Origin of the sequence: Pseudomonas sp. BIGb0381 (assembly GCF_024809815.1) — a bacterium.
In the GTDB taxonomy this organism is placed as follows: Bacteria; Pseudomonadota; Gammaproteobacteria; order Pseudomonadales; family Pseudomonadaceae; genus Aquipseudomonas.
Map to the genome: position 1 here is coordinate 33,337 of NZ_JANUEN010000009.1, position 23,170 is coordinate 56,506.

General features: G+C 60.0%; 18 protein-coding genes, 1 tRNA gene and 2 pseudogenes. 17 read left to right on the forward strand and 4 right to left on the reverse strand.

The window, feature by feature from the left end; all coding sequences use genetic code 11:
• The first annotated feature begins 1 nt into the window (after position 1).
• Both M2397_RS22170 and M2397_RS22175 read left to right on the forward strand, forming a co-directional pair.
• Positions 2 to 3,616: a transporter substrate-binding domain-containing protein gene (locus M2397_RS22170; protein ID WP_259244410.1), complete on the forward strand. Its 3,615-nt coding sequence runs from the start codon at positions 2 to 4 to the stop codon at positions 3,614 to 3,616.
• Between the two features lie 134 nt (positions 3,617 to 3,750).
• Positions 3,751 to 4,173, forward strand: coding sequence for a chemotaxis protein CheY (locus tag M2397_RS22175; protein WP_259244411.1), 423 nt, complete (start codon positions 3,751 to 3,753; stop codon positions 4,171 to 4,173).
• A gap of 164 nt (positions 4,174 to 4,337) precedes the next feature.
• Here M2397_RS22175 and M2397_RS22180 read toward each other — a convergent pair whose 3' ends face one another.
• On the reverse strand, positions 4,338 to 5,414 hold the full coding sequence (locus M2397_RS22180) for a 3-deoxy-7-phosphoheptulonate synthase (RefSeq protein ID WP_167655030.1): 1,077 nt from the start codon (positions 5,412 to 5,414) through the stop codon (positions 4,338 to 4,340).
• 624 nt (positions 5,415 to 6,038) lie between these two features.
• Here M2397_RS22180 and M2397_RS22185 point away from each other — a divergent pair.
• Both M2397_RS22185 and M2397_RS22190 read left to right on the forward strand, forming a co-directional pair.
• On the forward strand, positions 6,039 to 6,788 hold the full coding sequence (locus tag M2397_RS22185) for a carbon-nitrogen hydrolase family protein (protein ID WP_259244412.1): 750 nt from the start codon (positions 6,039 to 6,041) through the stop codon (positions 6,786 to 6,788).
• The gene (locus M2397_RS22190; RefSeq protein WP_131698888.1) at positions 6,789 to 7,220 is read left to right on the forward strand and encodes a GNAT family N-acetyltransferase; all 432 of its coding nucleotides are present in this window, start codon (positions 6,789 to 6,791) and stop codon (positions 7,218 to 7,220) included.
• Between the two features lie 35 nt (positions 7,221 to 7,255).
• Here the strand turns inward: M2397_RS22190 and M2397_RS22195 are convergent, their stop codons facing one another.
• Positions 7,256 to 7,492, reverse strand: a complete 237-nt coding sequence (locus M2397_RS22195; RefSeq protein ID WP_131698887.1) for a DNA-binding protein — start codon at positions 7,490 to 7,492, stop codon at positions 7,256 to 7,258.
• 82 nt (positions 7,493 to 7,574) lie between these two features.
• Between M2397_RS22195 and M2397_RS22200 the strand changes: the two genes are divergently transcribed.
• The 6 genes and pseudogenes from M2397_RS22200 to M2397_RS22225 all read left to right on the forward strand — a co-directional run.
• A complete protein-coding gene (locus tag M2397_RS22200; RefSeq protein WP_131698886.1) occupies positions 7,575 to 7,940 on the forward strand; it encodes a helix-turn-helix domain-containing protein in 366 nt (121 codons plus the stop codon).
• Positions 7,941 to 8,090: 150 nt separating this feature from the next.
• Positions 8,091 to 8,732, forward strand: a complete 642-nt coding sequence (uvrY, locus tag M2397_RS22205) for a UvrY/SirA/GacA family response regulator transcription factor (RefSeq protein ID WP_010566015.1) — start codon at positions 8,091 to 8,093, stop codon at positions 8,730 to 8,732.
• Between the two features lies 1 nt (position 8,733).
• The gene (uvrC, locus tag M2397_RS22210) at positions 8,734 to 10,557 is read left to right on the forward strand and encodes an excinuclease ABC subunit UvrC (RefSeq protein ID WP_131698885.1); all 1,824 of its coding nucleotides are present in this window, start codon (positions 8,734 to 8,736) and stop codon (positions 10,555 to 10,557) included.
• Between the two features lie 32 nt (positions 10,558 to 10,589).
• Positions 10,590 to 11,150, forward strand: a complete 561-nt coding sequence (gene pgsA, locus M2397_RS22215) for a CDP-diacylglycerol--glycerol-3-phosphate 3-phosphatidyltransferase (protein WP_027603207.1) — start codon at positions 10,590 to 10,592, stop codon at positions 11,148 to 11,150.
• Positions 11,151 to 11,210: 60 nt separating this feature from the next.
• A tRNA-Gly gene (locus M2397_RS22220) sits at positions 11,211 to 11,286 on the forward strand.
• A gap of 235 nt (positions 11,287 to 11,521) precedes the next feature.
• Positions 11,522 to 12,758: pseudogene (locus tag M2397_RS22225) on the forward strand (tyrosine-type recombinase/integrase); the annotation flags it as partial.
• Positions 12,759 to 12,919: 161 nt separating this feature from the next.
• On the opposite strand, the gene M2397_RS22230 reads toward M2397_RS22225, so the two are convergent.
• Complete coding sequence (locus M2397_RS22230; RefSeq protein ID WP_259244413.1) at positions 12,920 to 14,077, reverse strand: S9 family peptidase; 1,158 nt, start codon at positions 14,075 to 14,077, stop codon at positions 12,920 to 12,922.
• A gap of 243 nt (positions 14,078 to 14,320) precedes the next feature.
• Here M2397_RS22230 and M2397_RS22235 point away from each other — a divergent pair, with 243 nt between their 5' ends.
• Positions 14,321 to 14,827 carry a hypothetical protein gene (locus tag M2397_RS22235; protein ID WP_259244414.1) on the forward strand — a complete coding sequence of 169 codons (507 nt, stop codon included), beginning with the start codon at positions 14,321 to 14,323 and terminating at the stop codon, positions 14,825 to 14,827.
• A gap of 155 nt (positions 14,828 to 14,982) precedes the next feature.
• Positions 14,983 to 16,067, forward strand: a pseudogene (locus tag M2397_RS22240) (methyl-accepting chemotaxis protein).
• Between the two features lie 24 nt (positions 16,068 to 16,091).
• Here M2397_RS22240 and M2397_RS22245 read toward each other — a convergent pair.
• On the reverse strand, positions 16,092 to 17,003 hold the full coding sequence (locus tag M2397_RS22245) for a LysR family transcriptional regulator (RefSeq protein ID WP_045156204.1): 912 nt from the start codon (positions 17,001 to 17,003) through the stop codon (positions 16,092 to 16,094).
• Between the two features lie 326 nt (positions 17,004 to 17,329).
• Between M2397_RS22245 and M2397_RS22250 the strand changes: the two genes are divergently transcribed.
• From M2397_RS22250 to M2397_RS22270, 5 genes are all read left to right on the forward strand, one after another.
• A complete protein-coding gene (locus M2397_RS22250) occupies positions 17,330 to 18,268 on the forward strand; it encodes a VOC family protein (RefSeq protein ID WP_259244415.1) in 939 nt (312 codons plus the stop codon).
• Positions 18,269 to 18,283: 15 nt separating this feature from the next.
• Positions 18,284 to 18,646, forward strand: coding sequence for a Rieske 2Fe-2S domain-containing protein (locus M2397_RS22255; protein WP_122810341.1), 363 nt, complete (start codon positions 18,284 to 18,286; stop codon positions 18,644 to 18,646).
• 178 nt (positions 18,647 to 18,824) lie between these two features.
• A complete protein-coding gene (locus M2397_RS22260; protein ID WP_259244416.1) occupies positions 18,825 to 19,949 on the forward strand; it encodes an FAD-dependent oxidoreductase in 1,125 nt (374 codons plus the stop codon).
• A gap of 128 nt (positions 19,950 to 20,077) precedes the next feature.
• Positions 20,078 to 21,757 carry a DUF1302 domain-containing protein gene (locus tag M2397_RS22265; RefSeq protein ID WP_259244417.1) on the forward strand — a complete coding sequence of 560 codons (1,680 nt, stop codon included), beginning with the start codon at positions 20,078 to 20,080 and terminating at the stop codon, positions 21,755 to 21,757.
• 12 nt (positions 21,758 to 21,769) lie between these two features.
• The gene (locus tag M2397_RS22270) at positions 21,770 to 23,134 is read left to right on the forward strand and encodes a DUF1329 domain-containing protein (protein ID WP_259244418.1); all 1,365 of its coding nucleotides are present in this window, start codon (positions 21,770 to 21,772) and stop codon (positions 23,132 to 23,134) included.
• Positions 23,135 to 23,170: the final 36 nt, after the last annotated feature.

The following is a 23,170-nucleotide window of genomic DNA, read 5'->3' on the forward strand; positions in this document are numbered from 1 at the left end:
AATGATCACCTCCCGGCGGGTGAAATGCGCGGCCATCCTGCTGATGGGGCTGTTGCCCTGGGTGGTGATGGCCTTGGAGGAACCGCACGATCTGAAACTTCTGGGCCACTCCACCCTTGAGAACCCTTCCCTGGTATTGGACGAAGCCGACTGGCGCTGGTTGCGCGAGCGCCGCACGCTGTCGATGGGGGTGTCGGCTCCCGACTACGCGCCCTTTGACCTGAGCAACAACGAGGAGCTTGAAGGCATCACGGCAGATTATGCGGCGTTGGTCGCCCAGGCGCTGAATATCACGATCGACGTGAAGCGCTATGACACCCGCGATGAGGTAATCGATGCCCTCAAGGCCGGCGCAGTGGATTTTGTGGGGTCGGCCAATGGGTTTGAGGCAGCCGACCCGAAGCTGGTGCTGTCCCGTTCCTACGCCAATGACCAACCCGCGCTGGTGACGCGCGCAGGGGAGAACCATGCGCTGAAGGCTGACCTTGCGGGCAAGCGCGTGGCGATGCTCTATCACTACATGCAGCCCGAGGCTGTCCAGGCCTTTTACCCCGATGCGCAATTGCTCTTGTTTGCCTCGACCTTCGAAGCCATTGGTGCCGTTGCGTTCGGCCAGGCGGATGTGTACCTGGGTGACGCCATCAGCACCCGCTACCTGATCAACAAGAACCATCTCAATAACGTGCGTATGGCGAATTTTTCCGCGTTGGAGGTCAACCCGTTCGGGTTCGCATTCGCCAAGGACAATACCCGCCTGTTGGGCATCATCAATACCGCGCTGGCCGCCGTTCCGGCCAACCAGCAGATGGAAATCCTGCGCCGTTGGAGTGCCGGCGGCAGCGGATTTCTGGAGGCCGAGCAACTGCGTTTGAGCGAACGTGAGCAGCGCTGGCTGGAGAAGCACCCACGAGTGAAAGTGGCGGTGCTCGACAAGTTTGTGCCGTTGTCTTTTTTCAACGAACACGCGCAATTCGAAGGGTTGAGCTCCGAGGTGCTGTCGCGCATCAGTTTGCGCACAGGCTTGAAATTTGATGTGGAGCGGGGCAGTTCGCTGCCTCAGCAAATTGACCAGGCCAGTGTCGGTCGCGTGGACATGCTGGCGGTCGTCACCCCAAGTGACGAGCGGTCCGAAAAAATCCGGTTTACCCGACCTTATTTGTCCAGCCCCTACGTATTGGTGGTACGCGCCGACGATGAGCATCTGGTGACCCTGGAAGATATGCCAGGCAAGCGCATGGCGATTATTCGCGGCAACAGCCTGGCCGCGCAAATCAGCCGGGACTACCCAAACATCGGGTTTGTCGATGTGGAGAACCCAGAGCAGGCCATGGAATTGGTGGCCAAGGGCAGCGTCGATGCGACGGCGGTTTCACTGATCAGCGCGCGCTACATGATCGCCCGCAATTACCGCAAGCGCCTGCGCATCACCAGCACCGTCGGGAGTGAGCCAGCTCGCATTACCTTCGGGGTCAACCGCAGCCAACTGGAGCTGTACTCGATCCTCGACAAGGCCTTGTTGAGCATTACCCCTGAAGAAATGGACGAGCTGACCAACCATTGGCGCAGCGAGATCATCATCGAAGACAACTATTGGATGCGTCACCGCAACATCATCCTCCAGGGGTTTGGCTTGGCCGCGCTGCTGCTGCTGGTCACGCTGGGATGGGTGTTCTACCTGCGCAGCCTGATTCGCAAGCGCGCCCAGGCCGAGCGTGCCTTGAGCGACCAGATGCGTTTTATGAGCGTGCTGATCGATGGCACGCCGCACCCGATCTATGTGCGCGATCGCCTGGGCCGCCTGATGGCCTGCAATAACGCCTACCTGGATGTGTTCGGCTTCAAGTTGGAAGACGTTATCGGTAAGACCGTGGTGGAAACCGACACGGGTAACCCGCCCCAGGCCCAGTCGTTCCATGCCGATTATTTGCGTTTGATGGAGTTGGGCGAGCCGCAGGTTCATGACCGTGTGCTCAAGGCGCCCGGCGGCGAGGTGTTGACCATCTACCAATGGATGCTCCCGTACCGTGATAGCAATGGCAACGTTGTGGGTATGATCGCCGGCTGGGTGGATGTCAGCGAGCGCCAGCGCTTGCTGGGGCAGTTGCAGGAAGCCAAGGACGAGGCCGACGCCGCAAACCGTGCCAAGACCACCTTCCTGGCGACCATGAGCCACGAGATTCGCACTCCCATGAATGCGGTGATCGGCATGATCGAACTGGCCCTGAAGAATGCCGAGCAGGGCGTGGCTGACCGCGATGCGCTGGAGGTTGCGTCGGTGGCGTCCCGGAGCATGCTGGAGTTGATCGGCGATATTCTCGACATTGCGCGAATCGAATCCGGCCACCTGTCCCTGAGCCTGGAACCGGCCAATCTGTACGAACTGCTGGCCTCAGTGGCTCGGGTGTTCGAGGGGCTGGCGCGGGACAAGGGCCTGGTGTTGCAGGTGGAGCTCGACCCATTGATCGATCGGCCGGTGCTGGTTGATCCGCTGCGCTTCAAGCAGGTGGTGTCCAATGTGTTGGGTAACGCGATCAAGTTCACCACCTCCGGCCAGGTGCGCCTGGGTGCCCGGGGGGCGCCGGTGTTGACCGACGACCAGTTGCACCTGCGGTTGTGGGTGGAGGACACGGGTATTGGCATCAGTGCCGAAGATCAGCAGCGTTTGTTCAACCCGTTTATCCAGGGCAGCAACAACGAACAGCCAGCGCGAAGCGGATCGGGCCTGGGGTTGGTGATCAGTCGTAACCTGTGCGAGATGATGGGCGGTCAATTGCACTTGAGCAGTGTGCTGGGTAAGGGCACGCGGGTGGATGTGACATTGACGCTGGCGCTGACAACGGCGGCGCCGGTCAGTGTCCCGGTCCCGCACATTCCGCCAGCACGCGGGTTGAACATTCTGGTGGTGGATGACTACCCGGCCAACCGCTTGTTACTGGCGCGACAGCTGAGTTTCCTGGGGCATCGCATCACTTTGGCCGAGGACGGCGCCCAAGGATTTTCACTGTGGCAGGTCGGGCATTTTGACGGGGTGATCACCGATTGCAATATGCCCTTCAAAGACGGTTACGCGTTGGCGCGTGATATTCGCGCACAGGAACGCCAGCGTGGGCTGGCGCCGTGCCTGATCCTCGGGTTCACCGCCAATGCCTTGTCGCAGGAAGCCGAACGCTGCCGGCAAGCAGGCATGGACGGTTGCCTGTTCAAGCCGACCGGGCTTGAGGACCTGCGCCTGGCCCTGGCATCACGGACCGCTGGTGCGCTAACGGATGAAGTGGAAGTGGCGTTTGATTTAAGTTCACTGATCGTGCTGACGCAGGGCGATAAGGATGCCCTCAACGAGCTGCTGACGCCGTTGCTCAGTAGCCTCGAAGAAGACCGTGCGCTGTTGCCGCGCCTGAAATCGCCGGCTGATTTCGCCAGGCTCCATGACCTGGCTCATCGCGTCAAAGGGGGCGCGCGCATGGTCAAGGCCCAGGTGTTGATCACGTGCTGCGAAACATTGGAGAGCGTGTGTGAGCGGCGTGACAGCGATGCAGCGGGCGCTGCGGTAGAGGCGATGGGCGTGGCCATCGAACAGTTGCATCACAGCTTGAGCCGCTACGGCAATCAGGCTTGACTGAGGGAGCTGGCCATTCGGTTGATTTGGGAGAACTCCTACACGAAGGGGGAACATGCCTGATTTTGTCTTCGGGATATGTCTGGACAATGGGCCTCGCTCACTGACGAGCGCTGCCTGCCCAGGGGTTTGCCATGCCGAACAAAGCACTGACCATCCTGATTGCTGATGAACAACACCTGCAACGGTTGTACATCGAAAAAATGCTCAATCAGTTGGGGTACCACCGGATCGTGCCGGTGCAAACCTTCGAAGAAACCCAGATTCTCACCGCCATCCCGGCCGAACCCTTCGATGTGCTGATCATCAATGCGGGACTGACGGCCCATGCCTGTGGGCCTCAGCCCCAGGTGCGCCATGTATTGGTCTACGATCACCTGGATATCGGCGCACCCCCCGGCGTAACGCCGGCGGTGCTGGTGCGGCTGCCCGGAGTGCCGGACAACGTCAATCTCGAACATTTCATGGACATCATCGACCCACCCGCGGCCACTGCCGGCCTGCGGGTGTTGCCGTGGCTGCGCGAGTTATCCCGCGCACCGGTGGCCGGGGCTTAGTCCCACTTCCGCGCAATACCCTTGGGGCTGGTCGAGCGCTGGCCCCGCTCCGAAACACCGTCGAATCCGAAAAGGACTCTTGACTGCACGTCACGAATGGCCAGTGTGCCGGACGCTGTCATGAGGCGCCGTACCTGCGGCAGCAGCGCCTTGATCGATCAGCCTTAAGCGCGCAGGCGCTCGGCAGCCGCACGCAACAACTGCTCGGTGGCGGTCCAGCCCAGGCAGCCATCTGTCACCGACACGCCGTATTTCATCGACGGGCTCAACGGCTGGCAGCCTTCGAACAAATGGCTTTCGAGCATCATGCCGATCAGCGAGGTGTCACCCTGCAAGCGTTGCTCCAGCACATCGTTGAACACGGCCGGTTGGCGCAACGGGTCCTTGCCGCTGTTGGCATGGCTGCAGTCGACCATGATCCGAGGGGTGACCTTGGACTTGGCCAGGTCGTGTCTTACCCGCGCCACGCTCTGCGCATCGTAGTTCGGTCCACGGTGACCGCCACGCAGTACCAGGTGGGTGTCGGGGTTGCCTGGGGTCTGGATGATTGCCGGGTGGCCTTGGCTGTCGACGCCGAAGTGGCGGTGTGGGTGGGACGCCGAGCGCATGGCGTCACAGGCAATCGCGACACCGCCATCGGTGCCGTTCTTGAAGCCCACGGGCATGCCCAGGCCGCTGGCCATCTCGCGGTGGATCTGCGACTCCGTGGTGCGCGCGCCAATCGCCACCCAACTGAGCAGGTCATCGAAGTAGCCGGCGGCCATGGGTTGCAGCAGCTCGGTGGCGACCGGCAGGCCCAGGCGCAGCATTTCGCGCATCAGCTCGCGGGACAGCGTCAGGCCGGCGGCCATGTCATCGCTGCCATCCAGGCGGGGGTCGTAGGCCAGGCCTTTCCAACCGACAGTCGTGCGTGGTTTTTCGACGTAGGCGCGGATGACCAGCAGCATCTGGTCGCTGACTTCCAGAGCGAGCTTCTTCAGGTTACGGGCGTATTCCATGGCCGACTCCGGGTCATGGATGGAGCACGGACCGACAATGACCAGCAAGCGTGAATCTTCGCCATTGAGGATGGCGCGCACGGCTTGGCGATGGGCGTGGATCTGCTCGTTGAGGAACGGGCTGAGGGGCAACTGGTGCTTGAGCTCAAGTGAGCTGGGCAGGCGCTGGGTCAGGGCTTCATTGGCGCTGGCCAGGGCGCTGTTCAAGGCAGAGAGGGGCAGGGCGGCGACGGAGGAGTTCATATTCAAGGCTTCCTGGGCAAGCGGCGGGCTATTCCCGCACGCTTGGCCTACTGGGGTGTTCGACAATTCGCCGTATCGGCTACGTGTGTTGGTTTGCCACCGATAGGTGACCGATCGGAGGCGGCAGGCTGTCCCGAGCGGAGCTTGCTAAATCGCCATGCAGTGCAGGTGTCGTAGCGGTAATAGGTGGTGTAGTTCATGTCGTGATTCCTTTAAGTGTTCTTGATCAAGCTGAAAAGTTTATGGAGACCTGAAAAAACAAAACCCCCGGTCGGGGAGCCGACCGGGGGTTAGATTTCTCTGGAAGGCGACCCCTTGAGTAGTGGGCGCCGATTTCAGGTATCAGGCGCGCCAGTGGCTAAACCAATACCCAAAATAAAAGCTGGCCAGTGCGCTCGAACCGTTCACACGGGTAGCCGACACCGAGCGCTGGGCGCTGGCAGCAGGGCAAACCTGAGTGTGGGTGAGTTGCAACATGGTGTGTCTCCAAATGTATGGGGGGAGCTTACTCGAGCCACGCAGGGAGATTCAATCAGTAATTTCTATTGCGGTGGGGGACTTACGGCTATGGGGTGAGTGCCGATATGCTGTTTGCACTTTGATACTGATTGCTTGGACGCGACCATGACTGCCCTCACCCTTGCTGCTGCTCAATCCATTTCCATCGCGGGCGATGTCCCAGCCAATATTGAACGGCACCTCGCATTTATGCGCACGGCGGCGGAACAGGGTGTGCAATTACTGGTGTTCCCCGAGTTGTCGTTGACAGGGTATGAGCCGTCGCTGGCCGCTGAATTGGCGATTGCGCCAGAGGACAAGGTGCTGGCGCCCCTGCGCGAGATGGCGCGTGAGCTGCAACTGACGGCGGTGGTGGGAATGCCGATCCGACTGACGCCCGAGGCGGGTGTGCTGATCGGTGCGTTGGTGCTGGGAGCGGAGGGTTCCCTGGCGGTCTACACCAAGCAGCATCTGCATGCCGGCGAAGAGGCTGTGTTCGTTGCAGGGCAGGGCGGTGCGGCCCTTGAGTGGGGGGATGAGCGGGTTGCGCTGGCGGTGTGCGCAGACTTTTCCCATGCCAGTCATCCTCGTGCCGCGGCGCGAGCGGGCGCCACGGTGTATGCCGCCGGCGTGTTGATCAGTGAGCGCGGCTACGCCACAGACAGTGCGCTGCTCCAAGGTTATGCCGCTGAACATGGCCTGCTGGTGTTGATGGCCAACCATGGTGGTCCTTCGGGTGGCTGGGCCTGCGCCGGTCGCAGTGCGATCTGGGCCGCCGATGGCAGTTTGCTTGCCGCGGTACCTGGCGTGGGCGATGCGTTGCTGATTGCTCGCCGCGATGGCGGGCGTTGGGCTAGCCAAGTGATGGCTCTGTAAATGGCGTTTCACCTGCGCGCGGCAACGGACCAGGACCTTCCATTTGCCCGGAAGCTGACCCACGAGGCCATGGCTCGCTACTATGTGGAGTATGGGTTGTGGTGGTCTAACGAAGGTTTCGATACGGCCTGGGCCGGCCGGGAAAACTGGCTGATTTGCCGGGACGACAGCGTCTTCGGCTTTATCAGTCTGAGCCGCGACAGTCGGGCCCTCTATATTCGCGAGTTACATATGCTGGAGGCGTATCGCGGATCAGGCGCGGGTAGCTGGGTGTTGGAGCAGATGGCGCTCAAGGCGCAGGTGCTGGGACTGTTGCGTTTGACCGTATTCAAGACTAACCCGGCCAGAAGCCTCTATCAGCGCATGGGGTTCAGCATCGTTGGTGAAGACGACTGCTTCTGGCGTATGGAGCGTGTTTGTCGCTCAAGCTAAAACGTGCACCTATTTCTTATAAGCGCATACTGGTCTCAGTCGATTTCATGATCGTTGTTCAGGCCTGCAGTCTCAGCAAGGATGATCCCTTCTTTCATGCCCAAAAGGACCGCTACCTTATGGGCCTCCCCACGCCGTCCCTTTTTGCGCCCAGCGAGCACTTGATAGGTGGTTGCCGGATCAACGCCATGTTCACGGGCGAACGCTTGAACTGACTTTCCCTGATGTTCCAGCCAGGCCTTGGCTTGTGCAGCGGTACGGATTCCGGGCATAGTTCAAAACCGTTCAAGTTTGTTTAATAAAGAGATGAGCGTGTCACCTCTCGGGGTGTGCCAAATAGGATCATACATCCAAATGAGTGGAATCGGTTCGCGTTTAAGGCAAGAAAGAGAGCGGCTTGGCTTGTCGCAAAAAGTGTTTGGTGAGATCGGGGGTGTTGAAGCCAACGCACAAGGTAAATACGAAAGTGGAGGGCGTGCACCTAAGGCCGATTACTTGTCTCGTGTCGCCGAAAGAGGTGTGGATGTGCTGTACGTATTGACTGGCGCAGCCACGCCCATTCAATGGGAGAATTTGAGCCAGATCGAAGAGAAAGTTCTCGGGGACTATCGCGCAATGTTCAAGGAAGACCAGGCTGCAATCCGTCGCCTGACCTCAACGTTGGCTGAACACTCGATTGCGATGAATGGAAAAGCCAAGCCACAGCCCCAGGATTCCTGACGCCTTGCCCAGCAATTGAGCCATCCGCCGCTCGGCGGATGGCTATCGCTCAATCAATCTCTCTCTATATGACGCGTGCTATTAGGTCTGCGCCTTGGTTTTTTGCTAAGGTGTTCAGCAACCTATAAGACCATTTCGCGAGGTGTCTGCTTGATTAGGGTGCTAGTAGTCGATGACCATGATCTCGTTCGTACAGGTATTACACGAATGCTGGCTGACATCGATGGCCTGCAAGTAGTCGGTCAGGCCGAGTCAGGTGAGGAATCCCTGATCAAGGCCCGGGAGTTGAAACCCGATGTGGTGTTGATGGACGTCAAGATGCCTGGGATCGGCGGTCTTGGCGCTACGACCAAATTGCTACGCAGCCATCCGGACATCAAGGTCGTGGTGGTGACCGTGTGCGAGGAAGATCCGTTTCCGACACGCTTGCTGCAGGCCGGCGCTGCGGGATACCTCACCAAAGGTGCGGGCTTGGCGGAAATGGTGCAGGCCATTCGCCTGGTGTTTGCCGGCCAGCGCTATATCAGCCCGCAGATCGCCCAGCAATTGGCTATCAAGTCCTTCCAACCCACCAGCGACTCACCGTTTGATGCGCTGTCGGAGCGGGAAATCCAGATTGCCTTGATGATTGTCGGTTGCCAGAAGGTGCAGGCGATCTCCGACAAGCTGTGCCTGTCGCCCAAGACCGTCAACACCTACCGTTATCGCATTTTCGAGAAGCTCGCCATCAGCAGTGATGTCGAATTGACCTTGCTCGCGGTGCGCCACGGCATGGTGGACGCCAGCGCCTGACATGACCACACCGTTTGATCCGAGTGCCTTCCTCTCAACCTGCAGTGGCCGCCCTGGCGTGTACCGCATGTTCGACAGCGAGGCGCGCCTGCTTTACGTCGGTAAAGCCAAAAACCTCAAGAGTCGTCTGGCGAGTTACTTTCGCAAGACCGGTCTCGCGCCGAAAACCGCCGCCCTGGTGGCGCGTATCGCCCAGGTCGAAACCACCATCACCGCCAACGAAACCGAAGCGCTGCTGCTTGAGCAGACGCTGATCAAGGAATGGCGGCCGCCCTACAACATTCTGCTGCGTGACGATAAATCCTATCCCTATGTGTTTTTATCCGACGGTAACTTCCCACGCCTGAGCATTCACCGTGGGGCGAAGAAGGCGAAGGGCAAGTACTTCGGGCCTTATCCCAGCGCCGGGGCCATTCGTGAAAGCCTGAGCCTGCTGCAAAAAACCTTTTTTGTGCGCCAGTGCGAAGACAGTTTCTATAAGAACCGTACCCGGCCCTGCCTCCAGTACCAGATCAAGCGCTGCAAGGCGCCCTGTGTGGGGCTGGTTGAGCCGGCGGAGTACGCCGAGGATGTGCGCCATTCGGTGATGTTTCTCGAGGGACGCAGCAATGCGCTCACCGATGAGCTTTCCACAGCCATGGAGCAGGCGGCCAGTACCCTGGATTTTGAACGGGCCGCCGAGCTGCGCGACCAGATTTCGCTGCTGCGCCGTGTTCAGGACCAGCAAAGCATGGAAGGCGGCACCGGCGACGTCGATGTGATCGCGGCCTTCGTCAACCCCGGCGGTGCCTGTGTGCACCTGATCAGCGTGCGCGGTGGGCGGGTGCTGGGCAGCAAGAACTTCTTTCCGCAGACCGGTATCGACGAGGAAGTCGCCGAAGTCATGGCCGCTTTCCTCGGCCAGTACTATGTGAGCAGCCCCGAGCGCGACCTGCCGTCGGAGTTGATCGTCAATGTGGTGCACGAAGACTTCCCCGCGTTGATCGAAGCGATCCACGAACTGCGCGGCCGCGAGCTGGACATCAGCCACCGTGTACGCGGGACCCGCGCGCGCTGGCAGCAACTGGCGGTGACCAACGCCGAGCAAGCCCTGAGCGCGCGCCTGGCTAACCGGCAGCACGTCGCCGCCCGCTTTGACGCCCTGGCTGAAGTCCTTAACCTGGAAGAGCCGCCCCAGCGCCTGGAGTGCTACGACATCAGCCACTCCAGTGGCGAGGCCACGGTGGCGTCCTGCGTGGTGTTCGGACCGGAAGGGCCGATCAAGTCCGATTACCGGCGCTACAACATCGAAGGCGTCACCGCTGGCGATGACTACGCCGCCATGCACCAGGCCCTCACGCGCCGCTTCAGTAAGTTGAAGGACGGGGAGGGCAAGTTGCCGGATATCCTCCTGGTCGACGGCGGCAAGGGCCAGTTGTCGATGGCCCGTGATGTGCTCAACGAGCTGGCGGTGCCGGACCTGATCCTGCTGGGCGTGGCCAAGGGCGCGACGCGCAAGGCGGGTTTCGAGACGTTGTACTTGAATGATGCCGCCCATGAGTTCACTTTGAAGGGCGACTCACCCGCGTTGCATTTGATTCAACAGATTCGCGACGAAGCCCACCGTTTCGCCATTACCGGCCACCGCGCCCGTCGTGGCAAAACCCGGCGAACCTCAACCCTGGAAGGGGTGGCAGGGGTAGGGCCGACGCGGCGTCGCGACTTGCTTAAACATTTTGGTGGCTTGCAGGAGCTGTCCCGTGCCAGCATTGACGAGATAGCCAAAGCACCCGGTATCAGTAAAAAGCTCGCTGAGCTGATTTATGCGAATCTGCATAGCGAATAGAATGCCTTTCCACCTCGTAGCCAGTTGTGCCGATGAATATCCCTAATCTGATTACCGTTCTACGTGTCCTGCTCATCCCGATTTTCATTTTGTTGTTCTATTTACCGTACGAATGGAGTTATCTGGCCTCCAGTTCAGTGTTTGCCTTTGCGGCCGCCACCGACTGGCTCGACGGTTACTTGGCGCGCCGCCTGGAGCAGAGCACGCCCTTCGGCGCGTTCCTCGACCCTGTGGCTGACAAGCTGATGGTGGCCGTCGCCCTGGTCCTGCTGGTGCAGGAGCACGGGAACCTGTGGCTGACCCTGCCGGCCGCCGTGATCATCGGCCGCGAGATCGTCGTGTCGGCCCTGCGCGAATGGATGGCCGAAATCGGCGCCCGTGCCCACGTGGCCGTGTCCAACATGGGCAAATGGAAAACCGCCGCGCAAATGCTGGCGCTGGTCATCCTGCTGGCCAACCCATCGGATTTCTCGTTCTGGGTACTGACTGGCTATGCCTTGCTGCTGATCGCAGCGGGCCTGACCCTGTGGTCGATGCTCCAATATCTGCGCGCCGCCTGGCCGCATCTGCGCACTACCGTTGAAAAGAAATAAAACTTTTTTGAATCAAGGGGTTGACGGGTGCTGAGGATTCTATAGAATGCGCATCACCAAGCGGGAATAGCTCAGTTGGTAGAGCACGACCTTGCCAAGGTCGGGGTCGCGAGTTCGAGTCTCGTTTCCCGCTCCAAATATTGCGCTACAGAGTTCCACTGAATTCTGTAAGTGATTGAAATAAGGACCTTCGGGTCCTTTTTTCGTTTCTGCGGGAACCACTGAAATCCAGCTCCATCCAGTGCTTTTAAGTCCCGATTTAAGTCCCGAATGAGGATCTTGGATTTGGATGTGCACTGAATCGGTTTTTTGCTGGAGCAGCTTGGATAGCGAGATGAGCATCTAGCCCTGACTCTGTTCAGGAACTCGCGATGGCGCTCTCAGATACGAACGTTCGGCAAGCCCGAATTACCGCAATGACTACACGATAGGCGACACGGACGGGCTTGCGCTCAACGTGACGGCCCGCGGTGGGAAAATCTGGCGTTTCCGATATTACTGGGCGGGCGTGCAGAAGCGCATGTCTCTCGGTAGTTATCCGCAAATCAGCCTTAAAGAAGCCCGTGCCCGACGTGATGAGGCTCGCGCCTTGGTCGCCCAAGGCATCAATCCCTATGAGCACCGTAAACAGCAGCGTCGTGCTGTTCGTTTTGCGGCAGAGCACACCTTTGAGGCCGTGTTCAATCAGTGGGTAGAGTTCCGCAGGCTGAGCCTGAAGGAAGGGCGCCAGAGCACGCTCTCGCAGATCTTGCGAATCTTCAACAAAGACGTCTTGCCCGTACTGGGTGGACGGTCCATCTACGATATCAGTCGCCACGATCTGCTGGATTTACTGAGCAGGATCGAACAGCGCAAGGCCTTAACGACAGCCGAAAAATGCCGGACCTGGTTCAACCAGTTGTTCTGCTATGCGCTGGTGAATATTGAGGGGCTGGAACACAACCCCGCTTCAGGCCTCGACGTTGTCGCACTCCCCAAACCGCCTGTTACGCACAACCCATTTCTTCGTATGGACAAGCTTCCGGGATTGATGGTTGCTCTTCGAATTACGGCGGTGCCAACCAAACACGGCTTGGCCTTCGGTTGTTGTTGCTGACCAGTGTCCGCACGGGTGAGTTACGGTTGGCGACACCCGACCAGTTCGATCTGGAGAAGCGCTTGTGGGTCATACCGGCGGAAGTGGTAAAGCAGCTCCAGTTAGCGATGCGGAAGCCAGGTAAGCAGATTCAAAATGTACCGCCCTACATTGTCCCGCTGTCGGTTCAGGCGCTGGAGATTGTGCGTCACTTGCTGGACCAGGTTGTTCCCGCGCAGCGCTACTTGTTTGCGCATCGAAGCGACCTGAGCAAGCGTATCAGTGAGAACACGCTGAATGGTGCGTTACGCCGGATGGGGTACGCCGATCAACTCACGGGCCATGGGACGCGGGCGACGATCTCGACGGCGCTGAACGAGATCGGATATCCAAAGATATGGGTGGATGCACAGCTTTCTCATGCTGATCCGGATGAGGTAAGTGCGGCTTACAACCATGCGGAATATGTCGAGCAGCGCCGGACGATGATGCAGGACTGGGCGAATCGTCTGGATCTTTGGGGGCAGGGTCAGCCAGGGAAATATTATCTGGAAAAGGTTCACTTGCCATGTTGCCGGTCGAGTTGAGGTTTAAGCCCAGCGATCGGAGCTCACAAGATCCCACTAATGGAGAAGCAACCTCGCGAGTAGCGCCGGGCCAATACCAGCCGAGAGTCTAACAAGTTAAGCATCTGTCATTCCGTTCGACCGCCGAGCACTTCAGCCACCCAATCGGCGATATATTGTCCGGCATTGATACTGTTGTCGAAGCTCGAATGCTGCACGCCCCCCTCACGTTCGGTGAAAATTTTCAGCTCGCGTTTTGGACTGTTGACCAACTGTTCGTAGGTGCGGTGGGCCCACTTCAATGGAATCTGCGAATCCTTTTCACCGTGGGTGACCAGGAAGGGGACATTGATGCGGTCCAGGATGCCGTCCAGATGAACGTTCTCGGCGATGGTCATGAACTCGTCCGTGTCCTTGGCCCCCCAGACCCAAGACACATGCGACCAGTAATGCGGCACCGGGAAGCTGCCTTCCTTTTCCAGGCGACGTTTCTGTACATCACGCCAGTCATGGTTGGCGCCCCACACCACGCCGCAAGCGAAGCGCGGCTCGAAGGCTACCGCGCGCGGGCAGTAGTATCCGCCGAGCGACACACCTTCCAGGCCAATGCGTTTGGCGTCGACATCGTCGCGGGTTTCCAGCCAATCCACCACGCGGCTGGCCCAATGTTCGCTGTCGAAGCGCGCGGTCAGGTTGTGTAGGCGCAATGCTTCGCCGGTGCCGGGTTGGTCGATGATTAAAGAAGAAACGCCACGTTTGGCCAGCCAGGCGGGCAGACCGACGCGGTATTTCATTTCTTTGGTGGAATCCAGACCATTTACCTGCACCAGGATCGGCGCTGGGCCGCTGACACCTTCGGCACGGACCAGCAGACCGGAAATGTGTTTGCCTTCGTAAGGGATTTCAACGCGCTCGCAGTTTTCTCGTGCCAGTTCGATACCGCGTTGGAACGTGTTCAGAAAGCGCTGGTATAGCTCCGTGCGGCCAGGGGCACCGTGGGCCTGCAGGCGTTCGCAGCTCAAGTAATAGGTCGCAGCGCGGTTGTATTTTTCACCGGCGGACAACATGCGACCCTTGCTTTCGTCTTCTTCAGCCAGGCCGCACAGCTTGTCGGCCATGTTCGCCCAGGTCTCACGAAAAGCCTTACTGCCGGCGGCGTCCGGTTGCTTGGCGGCTTCCTGCAGCGGCGCGCACATTTCTTCGATTTCGCCGATACGGGCGCCCATTTCAATGGCCAGATCGACGGAAAGATTCCACACGTAGTTGGTCGGGAAGTAGCGAAACATGATTGTTATTGTCCTTGTGCAAGCAAAGCGGGCGACCAGGTCCGGAGCGGGGATCACCAGACCTGACGGTTCGAAGCAGGCTAAGGGGAGGAGGATTGTTTGGCCAATCGCGAGTCGGGATGGTAGGTATTGCGAACGCAGATAGAGCCATGTGTACCGTTGGTCTAAGGGTTTTCTAATCACCGTTCAAGCAGCAAATCTGGATACCTACCTCTGGGGGGGGCGGCCACTGCTTTTCGTTCCTTGGGTGTATTGCAGGAGCGCGGTGAGCTGTCGCGCCAGGAGTCATCGATCCAGGCCCTGATCCTGAATGCCCGTATTGCCGAGAAGGCATTCGCCCTGGATCTGGCTCCGCAGCGCCTGGAACAGGTACGCGAGACGATTGGCAAACTGAATCAGCAACTCGATGATCACCCGACCAATAGCGCAGCGCGCGCCACCATCCGTACGGTCGCCGGCACTTATCTGGAACAGTTTCTCGGCTATGCCGATTCGTTGCGTCGGGCTCGCGAAGCGCGCCTGCGCATGCAGGTACGGGCGCAGACGGCTGGCGACAGTTCTATCCTGCTGTTTCTGGACCAACTGGATGCGCTTAACGTTCGGTTGGGGCAGGGGACGCCGCCGAGCAGCGATCAGATGGTATTGCTTGAGCAGACGGCGCGTTGCGGGACAAGCTCGCCAAGCTGCGTGATAGCGAGCTGTACTACTCGCTCGATGGCGAGGAGCGATACCGCAGCGATTGGGAAATGAGCATGAGTGACCTGCTGGCCGCTATGCAGGCGCTCGTGCTTGGCGAGCAGCAAGGCGAGTCGCTGCAGGAGGCGAACACTGCCCTGGGCGACTACCGCAAGGCTTTCCTCGAGTTCGTCGACAGCCGTGAGCAAAGTGCGCAAAGTAGTGCGGCAATGAGTTCTCAAACCGAGCAGGTAAGCAAGCTGCTGGCCCAGGCCGATGAACAGCAAAGGCAGGCGGTCCTGGACGATAATCGCGATGCCGATCGCCAATTGGGTTTGATCACCGTTCTGGCGCTCGCCTTGGGCATTGGCGCTAGCCTGCTGATCCGTCACTTGATTGTGCAGCCGTTGCGCCACGCTGTGCAGTTGGTCCAGCGCGTAGCGGCGGGGGACTTGAGCGGTCCGCCGGCAGACAGTGGCCGTCGCGATGAGCTGGGCAGCCTGCGTGGACTGGTCGGGCGCATCGACCGCGGTGTTGGCTCGCTCAACGGCATGGCTGGCAGCCTGGCCGAAGTGACCCTGAGCAACAGCCGTGGTGTCGAACACCAACGCCAAGAAACCGAGCTGGCCGCCACCGCCATGCAACAGATGGCCGCCACAGCGCAGGAAGTCGCGCGCAACGCGGGTCAAGCCAGCGAAGCGGTGGCGCATGCCGACCAACAGGCGCATGAGGGAGATGAGTTGGTGCGTCAGGCGAGTGACAAGATTGACCATTTGGCTGTGGAAATGGGCGGTTGCGCTGAAGCCATGCGGTCGCTATTGGTGGAGAGCGCGGCGATTGGAGGCGTGCTCGATGTGATCAAGGCGGTGGCCGAGCAGACCAACCTGTTGGCGCTCAACGCCGCCATCGAGGCCGCGCGGGCAGGCGAACAGGGGCGTGGCGGCGTACACAGCGTTCGACCACGGAAATCGAAGGGTTGATCGTTCGTCTGAGCGCTGTGGCTCAACACGCCGCCGAGCGCTTGCAAGGCAGCCATGTGCTGAGCGATGAAACGGTGGTGCTTGCGGCGCAAGCTTCCCAGGCACTGGCGCGGATAACCCGGGCGGTGTCCAGCATCGAGCACATGAACCAGCAGATCGCCGCGGCCGCCGAACAGCAGAGCGTGGTGGCCGAGCAAGTCAGCCAGAGTATGACGCGGGTGCGGGAAGTGGCCGAAGGCAGCGCCAGGGAAAGCCTGAAATTGCAAGGCTCAACGGCCGACCTGCAACGGGTTGGCGGCGAGCTCAAAGCAGCCGTCGGGCACTTCCGTACCTGACTCGCCTCCAGGCTACGGCAGCCATTACTGCTCCAGCTCGTTAATGATCTGACTGATTTTCGCCCGCAGCCAACGGTGCATCGGATCCCCCTCCATGGTCCGATGCCAGAGCATGAACTCACGCATCACCGGGATTTTCACCGGTGGTTGTACGATGCGCAGCGGCAGGTAGTTGGCGTAGAGCCTGGCCATGCGCTGGAGCATGGTGGCGACGCGTTGGGTGCCGACGATCAACTGTGGCAGGGTGTTGAAGTCATGGGTCACCACTTCCATGCGGCGCGTGAAACCATACTGGCTCATCAGCCATTCTTCGACGCTCAGTTGCCGGTTGCGGCCAAAAATCACCGAGACATGGCCCATCTCGATGTACTGATCGAGGCTGATGCTGTCGCCCACCAAAGTGTTGCCGTCCCACACGACGCAGACATGCTCTTCTTCAAACAGTAGCTGCGAGGGGTGGCCTTCGATCAGATAGTGCTCAGGCACGATCATCATGTCGGCCTCACCGCGCATCAGCATTTCGGTGGACGTGTCGCCGGGGCCGAGTAGTTCGAAGGTGATGTGCGGGGCTTCCAGGGAGATTTTCTGGATCACCCGGGCAAACAGGACGCTGATCAGATAGTCCGACGTGATCAGGCGAAAATGGCGCTTGCTGGTGGCGGGGTCGAACACCGGTTTGGCGGTGATCGAGGACTGGATCGTCAGCAGCACCTGGCGCACCGGTGCCGCCAGTTCACGGGCATAAGGCGTGGGCTGCATCTTGCGTCCTACCTGCGCCAGCAGCTCATCTTCGAAGTAGAGGCGCAGCCTGCCCAGTACACCGCTGGTGGCGGATTGGGTCATGTGCAGGCGTTCGGCGGCGCGGGTGATGTTCTGCTCTTCCAGCAACACATCCAGCGCCACCAGGAGGTTGAGATCCAAGTGGTTAAAACGCATGGCGGTCTCGATTTTTGTATTTATTTTGTAAATACCTTCCGGCGTTCCTATCACGGCGTCAAGTCCCTTGAGGGGGTGGATTGGCCGACGGGTATTCGAGCTCCCCCGTCGTTGGCTCGGTGCAGCCAGGTATCGCATTTGCCGATAGGTTGCATCCCGACAAGCGATTAGTCAGTGAGTTTGTACCCCTTCAGTATCAGCCCACAGTCGGTTGGCCGTGACGCTTTATCGACTCCAAGACCCGCCTCGGCAGCGCTCCGCCTGGCACGGTTCCCGTAGCAGGGGTGCTGGCCTGCGCTGAATAATTACAATGGAGTGGTAACTCAATGAACATCATTGGCCTTGATGCCTTGATTTTTGGTGTCGACGATATTCAAGCCTGTACCCATTGCCTGCGTGACTACGGCCTGCATCCTGTCGATGTCGACAGCGAGGGCGGTCGTTTTGAAGCCCTCGACGGCACCGCCGTGATTATCCGTCGGGCAGACGATACCAGCCTGCCACCGGCCATCGGGCCGGCTCCTTCCATACGTGAAACCCTTTATGGCGTAGCCAGCGTGGCTGATCTTGAGGCCATCGCCGATGAGTTGGAGCGCGATCGCCCGGTGACCCGTGGCGCCGATGGCTCCGTGCACAGCGTGGACGATATGGGGTTTGCCATTGGTTTCCAGATCAGCGTGCGGCGTGCGTACAGCGCGCCAGCCGACCTGACCAATGCCCCGGGCCATGCCCCTCAACGGCCGGTCAACCAACCTGGTATCAACCCCGACATGCAGGCCTTGCCGCGGACTCTGTCCCATGTGGTGTATTTCGTGCCGGATGCGACCAAGGCCGAGGCTTTTTACAAGCGCCTGGGCTTCGTGACCACCGACACCTTTGTCGGCGCCGGCCCGTTCATGCGTCCGGCCGGTTCCGATGACCATCACTGCCTGTTCATGATCCAGACGCCACCGCACATGAAGGGCTGCGAGCACTTCACCTTTCACATGGGCAGCGGCACGGAAGTGCTGCTGGCCGGGCGCCGCTTCGAGCAGCAAGGCTGGACCAGTTTCTGGGGGCCGGGCCGTCACCTCTTCGGTTCCAACTGGTTCTGGTACTTCAACAGCCCGCTGGGCTGTCACATCGAATACGACGCTGACATGGACAAGCACGATGACGCTTGGCAAGCGCGCCAGGCGCCGTTGTCGGCGGACAACTCACAATTGTTCCTGTTCACATCCAGGGAAAAATGGTTTCCGAGCGGCCCGCCGCCCAAGCAGGCCTGAATGCGGATGTCGTCCATGAGTCACGACGCGATTGTGCTCTGTCGCCTGGATGAGTTGGTCGAAGGGCTGGCCCGCGGGTTCGATCCCCTGGGCACGGGGAAGGACAGTGTGTTCGCCCTTCGCCATGACGGCGAAGTGCGGGTCTATCGCAACAGCTGCCCGCACCTGGAGGTGCGCCTGGAGTACCGCAAGGATCGTTTCCTCAGCGTCGATGGCCGCCAGATCGTCTGTTACGCCCATGGTGCCCGGTTCCTTCCGGAGAGTGGCCTATGCGTCTACGGACCGTGCCTGGGGGAAAGCCTGAGTGCGCTGCAATGGCATGCAGAGGCCGAATGGCTGGTGCTCGAAGCGGGTCAGTTGGAGCTGTATGCAACTTGATTAACGTATCGCAGTTGCTGATACATCGTATCCCTACATGCGATTAGTCAAACGCCTGCTTTGCCGAGAAAGTGAACACAACGCGGTACCGAATGCGTGCAAACACAGCCGGTGTTAAAGCCTGGGATCGCTCCGGCAGAACGCTGGCGTGAATAACAAGAATAAGAGTGAGACGAGCATGAGCGCAGTGAAAAGGGTACTTATCGTCGGCGGTGGTATCGGTGGTCTATGCGCCGCAATCGCTTTGCGGCGCCAGGAAATCGAAGTCGATCTTGTCGAGCTCAAGGCGCAGTGGACAGTCTACGGCGTCGGTATCATCCAACAGAGTAACGTCGTGCGTGAGATGGCCAAGCTGGGTGTGCTGGATGGCTACCTGGACGCCGCCTACGCGTTCGAAGATGTGACCATCAATACCACTGCTGGTGAACAGCTGGCGCGAATTCCTGGCCAGCGCCTGGCCGGCCCCGAGTATCCAGCCAACGTCGGCATCTCGCGCCTGGCCCTGCATCAAGTCCTCAGCGATACCACCATGGCCTTGGGTGCCTCGATTCGTCTGGGCCTGAGTGTCGAGGCGCTGGAGCAGGTGGGCGAGGGCGTTGATGTGCTGTTCACCGATGGTAGTCGCGGTCGTTACGACCTGGTCGTGGGTGCCGATGGCCTGTATTCGAAAATGCGCGGCTTGCTGTTCGGCGAGCAGTACTCGCCGCGCTTCACCGGCCAATCGGTGTGGCGCTACAACCTTCCACGCGCCGCTGGAATCGATCATCTGGCCACCTTCCAGGGACCCGCCGGCAATGCCGGGCTGGTGCCGCTGGGAAATGACCAGATGTATCTGTTCATGACCTCCCATGAGCCCGTCAACCCCAGGATGGAGGCCGCCACGCTGGCCACCCAGATGCGCCAACGCCTGAGTGGTTTCACCGGGCTGATCGGCGAGCTGCGCGAGCAAATAACCAACAGCGACCAGGTGGTCTACAAGCCGCTGGAGGTGGTGTTCGTCAGCGAGCCCTGGTACCGCGGCCGTGTTGTGCTGATTGGCGATGCGGTGCACGCCACGACGCCGCATCTGGGTCAGGGTGCCGGCATGGCCATCGAGGATGCCGTGGTGCTTGGCGAAGAGTTAGTCGCCGGCGGCAGCGTCGAACAGCAGCTCGAACGCTTTATGGCGCGCCGTTATGAACGCTGCAAATTCATCAGCGAAAGCTCAGTGCTGGCCGGTGACAAGGAAATGGCCCACGACCGCTGCTTCGACCGGATTGGTCTGGTCAGGCGGATGCTCGAGGTCACGGCAGAGCCTATCTGAGGCGCCGACAAAACCAAATTCGCTTTCCCATGGAAGTTTCATGCCTGTGCAGGCTTGGCCCGGATGGAGTGCGGGCGCGGTTTCACCAGAAGATCTGACATACAACAATAATAAAGAGGGTTACTTCGATGGCTACTCGCAACTTAGCTGCGTCGCGGCGCGTCCCCTTCACCCTGACCCTTGCGGCCAGCCTGGGGCTTGGCGCTTCGGCAGCCCAGGCGTTTCAGATCGACACCGGCAATCCCGATCTCAGCTTACGCTGGGACAACACGCTGAAGTACAGCGCGGCCTGGCGCCTGAAGGAGCCCAGCAGCAAACTCAGCGAGGGGCAGACGGCGTTGAACCAGAATGACGGTGATCACAACTTCGGCAAGGGGCTGATCTCCAATCGCCTGGATATCCTTTCTGAACTGGACATCGGTTATCACAACTTCGGTGCCCGGGTGAGCGGTGCCGCCTGGTATGACACCGTCTACCAGGAACGCAACGACAATCACGACGCGGCCAGTGCCAACCAGCGTTCGGTGGGCTTTGACGAATTCACCAGCGATACTCGTCAATTGCACGGTGGTGACGGTGAACTGCTGGATGCCTTTGTCTACTGGAACGGTGAGCTGGCCGACCGTGCCTTATCGGTTCGCGCGGGGCGCCACGGCCTGATCTGGGGCGAGAGCCTGTTCTTCGGCGGCAACGGCATTGCCGGGGCCATGGCGCCGGTGGACGTGGTCAAGGCGCAATCGGTGCCCAACACCCAGTTCAAGGAAATCACCCGGCCGGTCAACCAGCTCTCGACCGCCTACCAACTGACCGACGATGTGTCATTGGGCGCCTTCTATCAGTTGGAGTGGGAAGCCACCCGCTTGCCGGGCGCCGGCAGCTATTTCTCCACCAGCGATACTATCGGTGATGGGAATGAAAGGCTGATCACCGGCGCGCCGTTCCCGGATTTCCTTGGCGGTAACGCCAATAGCCCGGCTGCGTTTTTCCATGGCAAGGACAAAAAAGCCAGGAACTCCGGCCAGGGCGGCCTTCAACTCAAGTACAACACCGGGACGACGGATTACGGGCTTTATGCGCTGCAGTATCACGAGAAAACGCCCTCGTTGTATTTGAAACCGAATGCCGCCGGGCCGAACTTCAGTACCGGGCAAGTCGGCGAATATTCCTGGGTCTACCCCGAAGATATCCGGGTCCTCGGGGCCAGTTTCGCGACCTCCGTGAACGAGTACAGCTTTGCCGGCGAGGCATCGATGCGCTGGAACATGCCGCTGGTATCCAACGCCCAGACCGTCCTGGCGGGCGTCGACGCGGACAACAACGATGACGCCTTGTACGCCGTCGGCCGAACGGCTCACGTCAACCTCAACGTCCTGGCATCGCTGGGGCCTTCCTTCGTCGCTAATGAAGCCAGCCTGGTCGGGGAGGTCGCCTGGAACCGTCTGCTGGCCGTGACCAGAAATCGCGCGGCCCTGGACCCTAACGCCACCGATGACGGCCTGGGCTTGAAGCTGGTGTACACGCCCACCTATCGCCAGTTTTTCCCGGGCGTGGATATCAGTGTGCCGGTGGGCATCAGCTACTTCCCCATGGGCAAGTCGGCGGTGATCAGCGGGTTCGGCCCCGATAGAGGAGGCGACATGAACATTGGCGTCTCCGCCACCTACCTGGACCAAGTGACCGTGGGGCTGACCTACACCCACTTCTATGGTCCCGAGGACACCAGCCTCAACGCCGCCAACCAATTCAATTACAAGCAGTCGTTGAAGGACCGGGACTACCTGGCTTTCTCCGTCAAGACCACGTTCTAAGAGGATTTGCGCATGACCATTCAGTTCACTCTAAAGGCCTTGTGCTTAACCCTGCTGGTCGCCGCCGCGCCGATGGCCGTGGCCGCCAGCGCCGAACAAGCGGCCGCGCTGGGCAAGACCCTGACGCCCTTCGGTGCCGAGAAAGCCGGCAATGCCGACGGCAGCATTCCGGCCTGGGACGGTGGCTATACCAAGGTCGATCCGGCCTATGTTCCGGGCGGCAAGCGCGGCGATCCGTTTGCCGCGGACAAACCCTTGTTCAGCATCACCGCCCAGAACGTGGCCAAGTACGCCGACAAGCTCAGCGACGGCACCAAGGAGCTGTTCAAGCGTTTTCCGGACACCTATCGCATCGATGTCTATCCGACCCGGCGCACGGCGGCCGCGCCGCAGTGGGTCTATGACAACACGTTCAAGAATGCGACCCGCGCCAAACTGGTCGACAGCAGCGCCGGCCTGATCCCCGACGGCGCCTATGGTGGGATCCCCTTTCCCATTCCACAAAACGGTACCGAAGCGATCTGGAACCACCTGCTGAACTGGCGCGGCACCTCGGTGGCGGGGCATTTTCGCCATTATCTGATGACTGCCGACGGTAACCAGGTGATGACCAGCGACGGCCTGCTGACCCAGGAGATGCCCTACTACTTCAAGGAGGGCGGCCCTGAAAACTACTCGGGCGACTACTGGCAGGTGCACTTTGTCAATTCCGGCCCGGCGATTCGTGCCGGTGAGCAGATCCTGGGGCGTGAGAACATCAACGGCGACAAATCCCAGGCGCATGTCTATCTGGCCGGTCAACGCCGGGTGCGCACGTTGCCCAATGCCTGCTGCGATACACCAACGCCGTCCACCGCTGGGGTCATGTCCTTCGACGAACTGTTCGTGTGGGGCGGGCGCACCGACCGGTTCGACTGGAAACTGGTGGGCAAGCAGGAGATGTATGTTCCCTACAACACCAACAAGGCGCAGAACGCGGCCCAGCCGCAGGACCTGTTAGGCAAGCACCATCTGAACCCGGATTACGTGCGTTGGGAGTTGCACCGCGTCTGGGTGGTCGAGTCGACGTTGGCCGCCGGCAAGCGCCACCAGTTGCCCAAAGGCCGTTATTACCTCGACGAGGACACGTGGCAAGCCCTGCTCGGCGACCGTTGGGATGCCAGCGGCCAGTTGGCCAAGACCCTCTGGTCGCTGCCTTCCGTACTGCCCGACCTGCCAGGCCTGGTGCAACTGTCTGCCGGTTTCTATGACCTGACCTCCGGCGCATGGTTTATCCAGAACCTCTATGCCGGATTGCCGGAACAGTATCACGCGGTTGATCGCTACAAGGCCTCGGAGTTCTCGCCAGCAGCGATGGCGGGGCGCGGCGTGCGCTAGATCTGAGCCGAGAGTGAAGGGCAGGCCTGTCGGTCT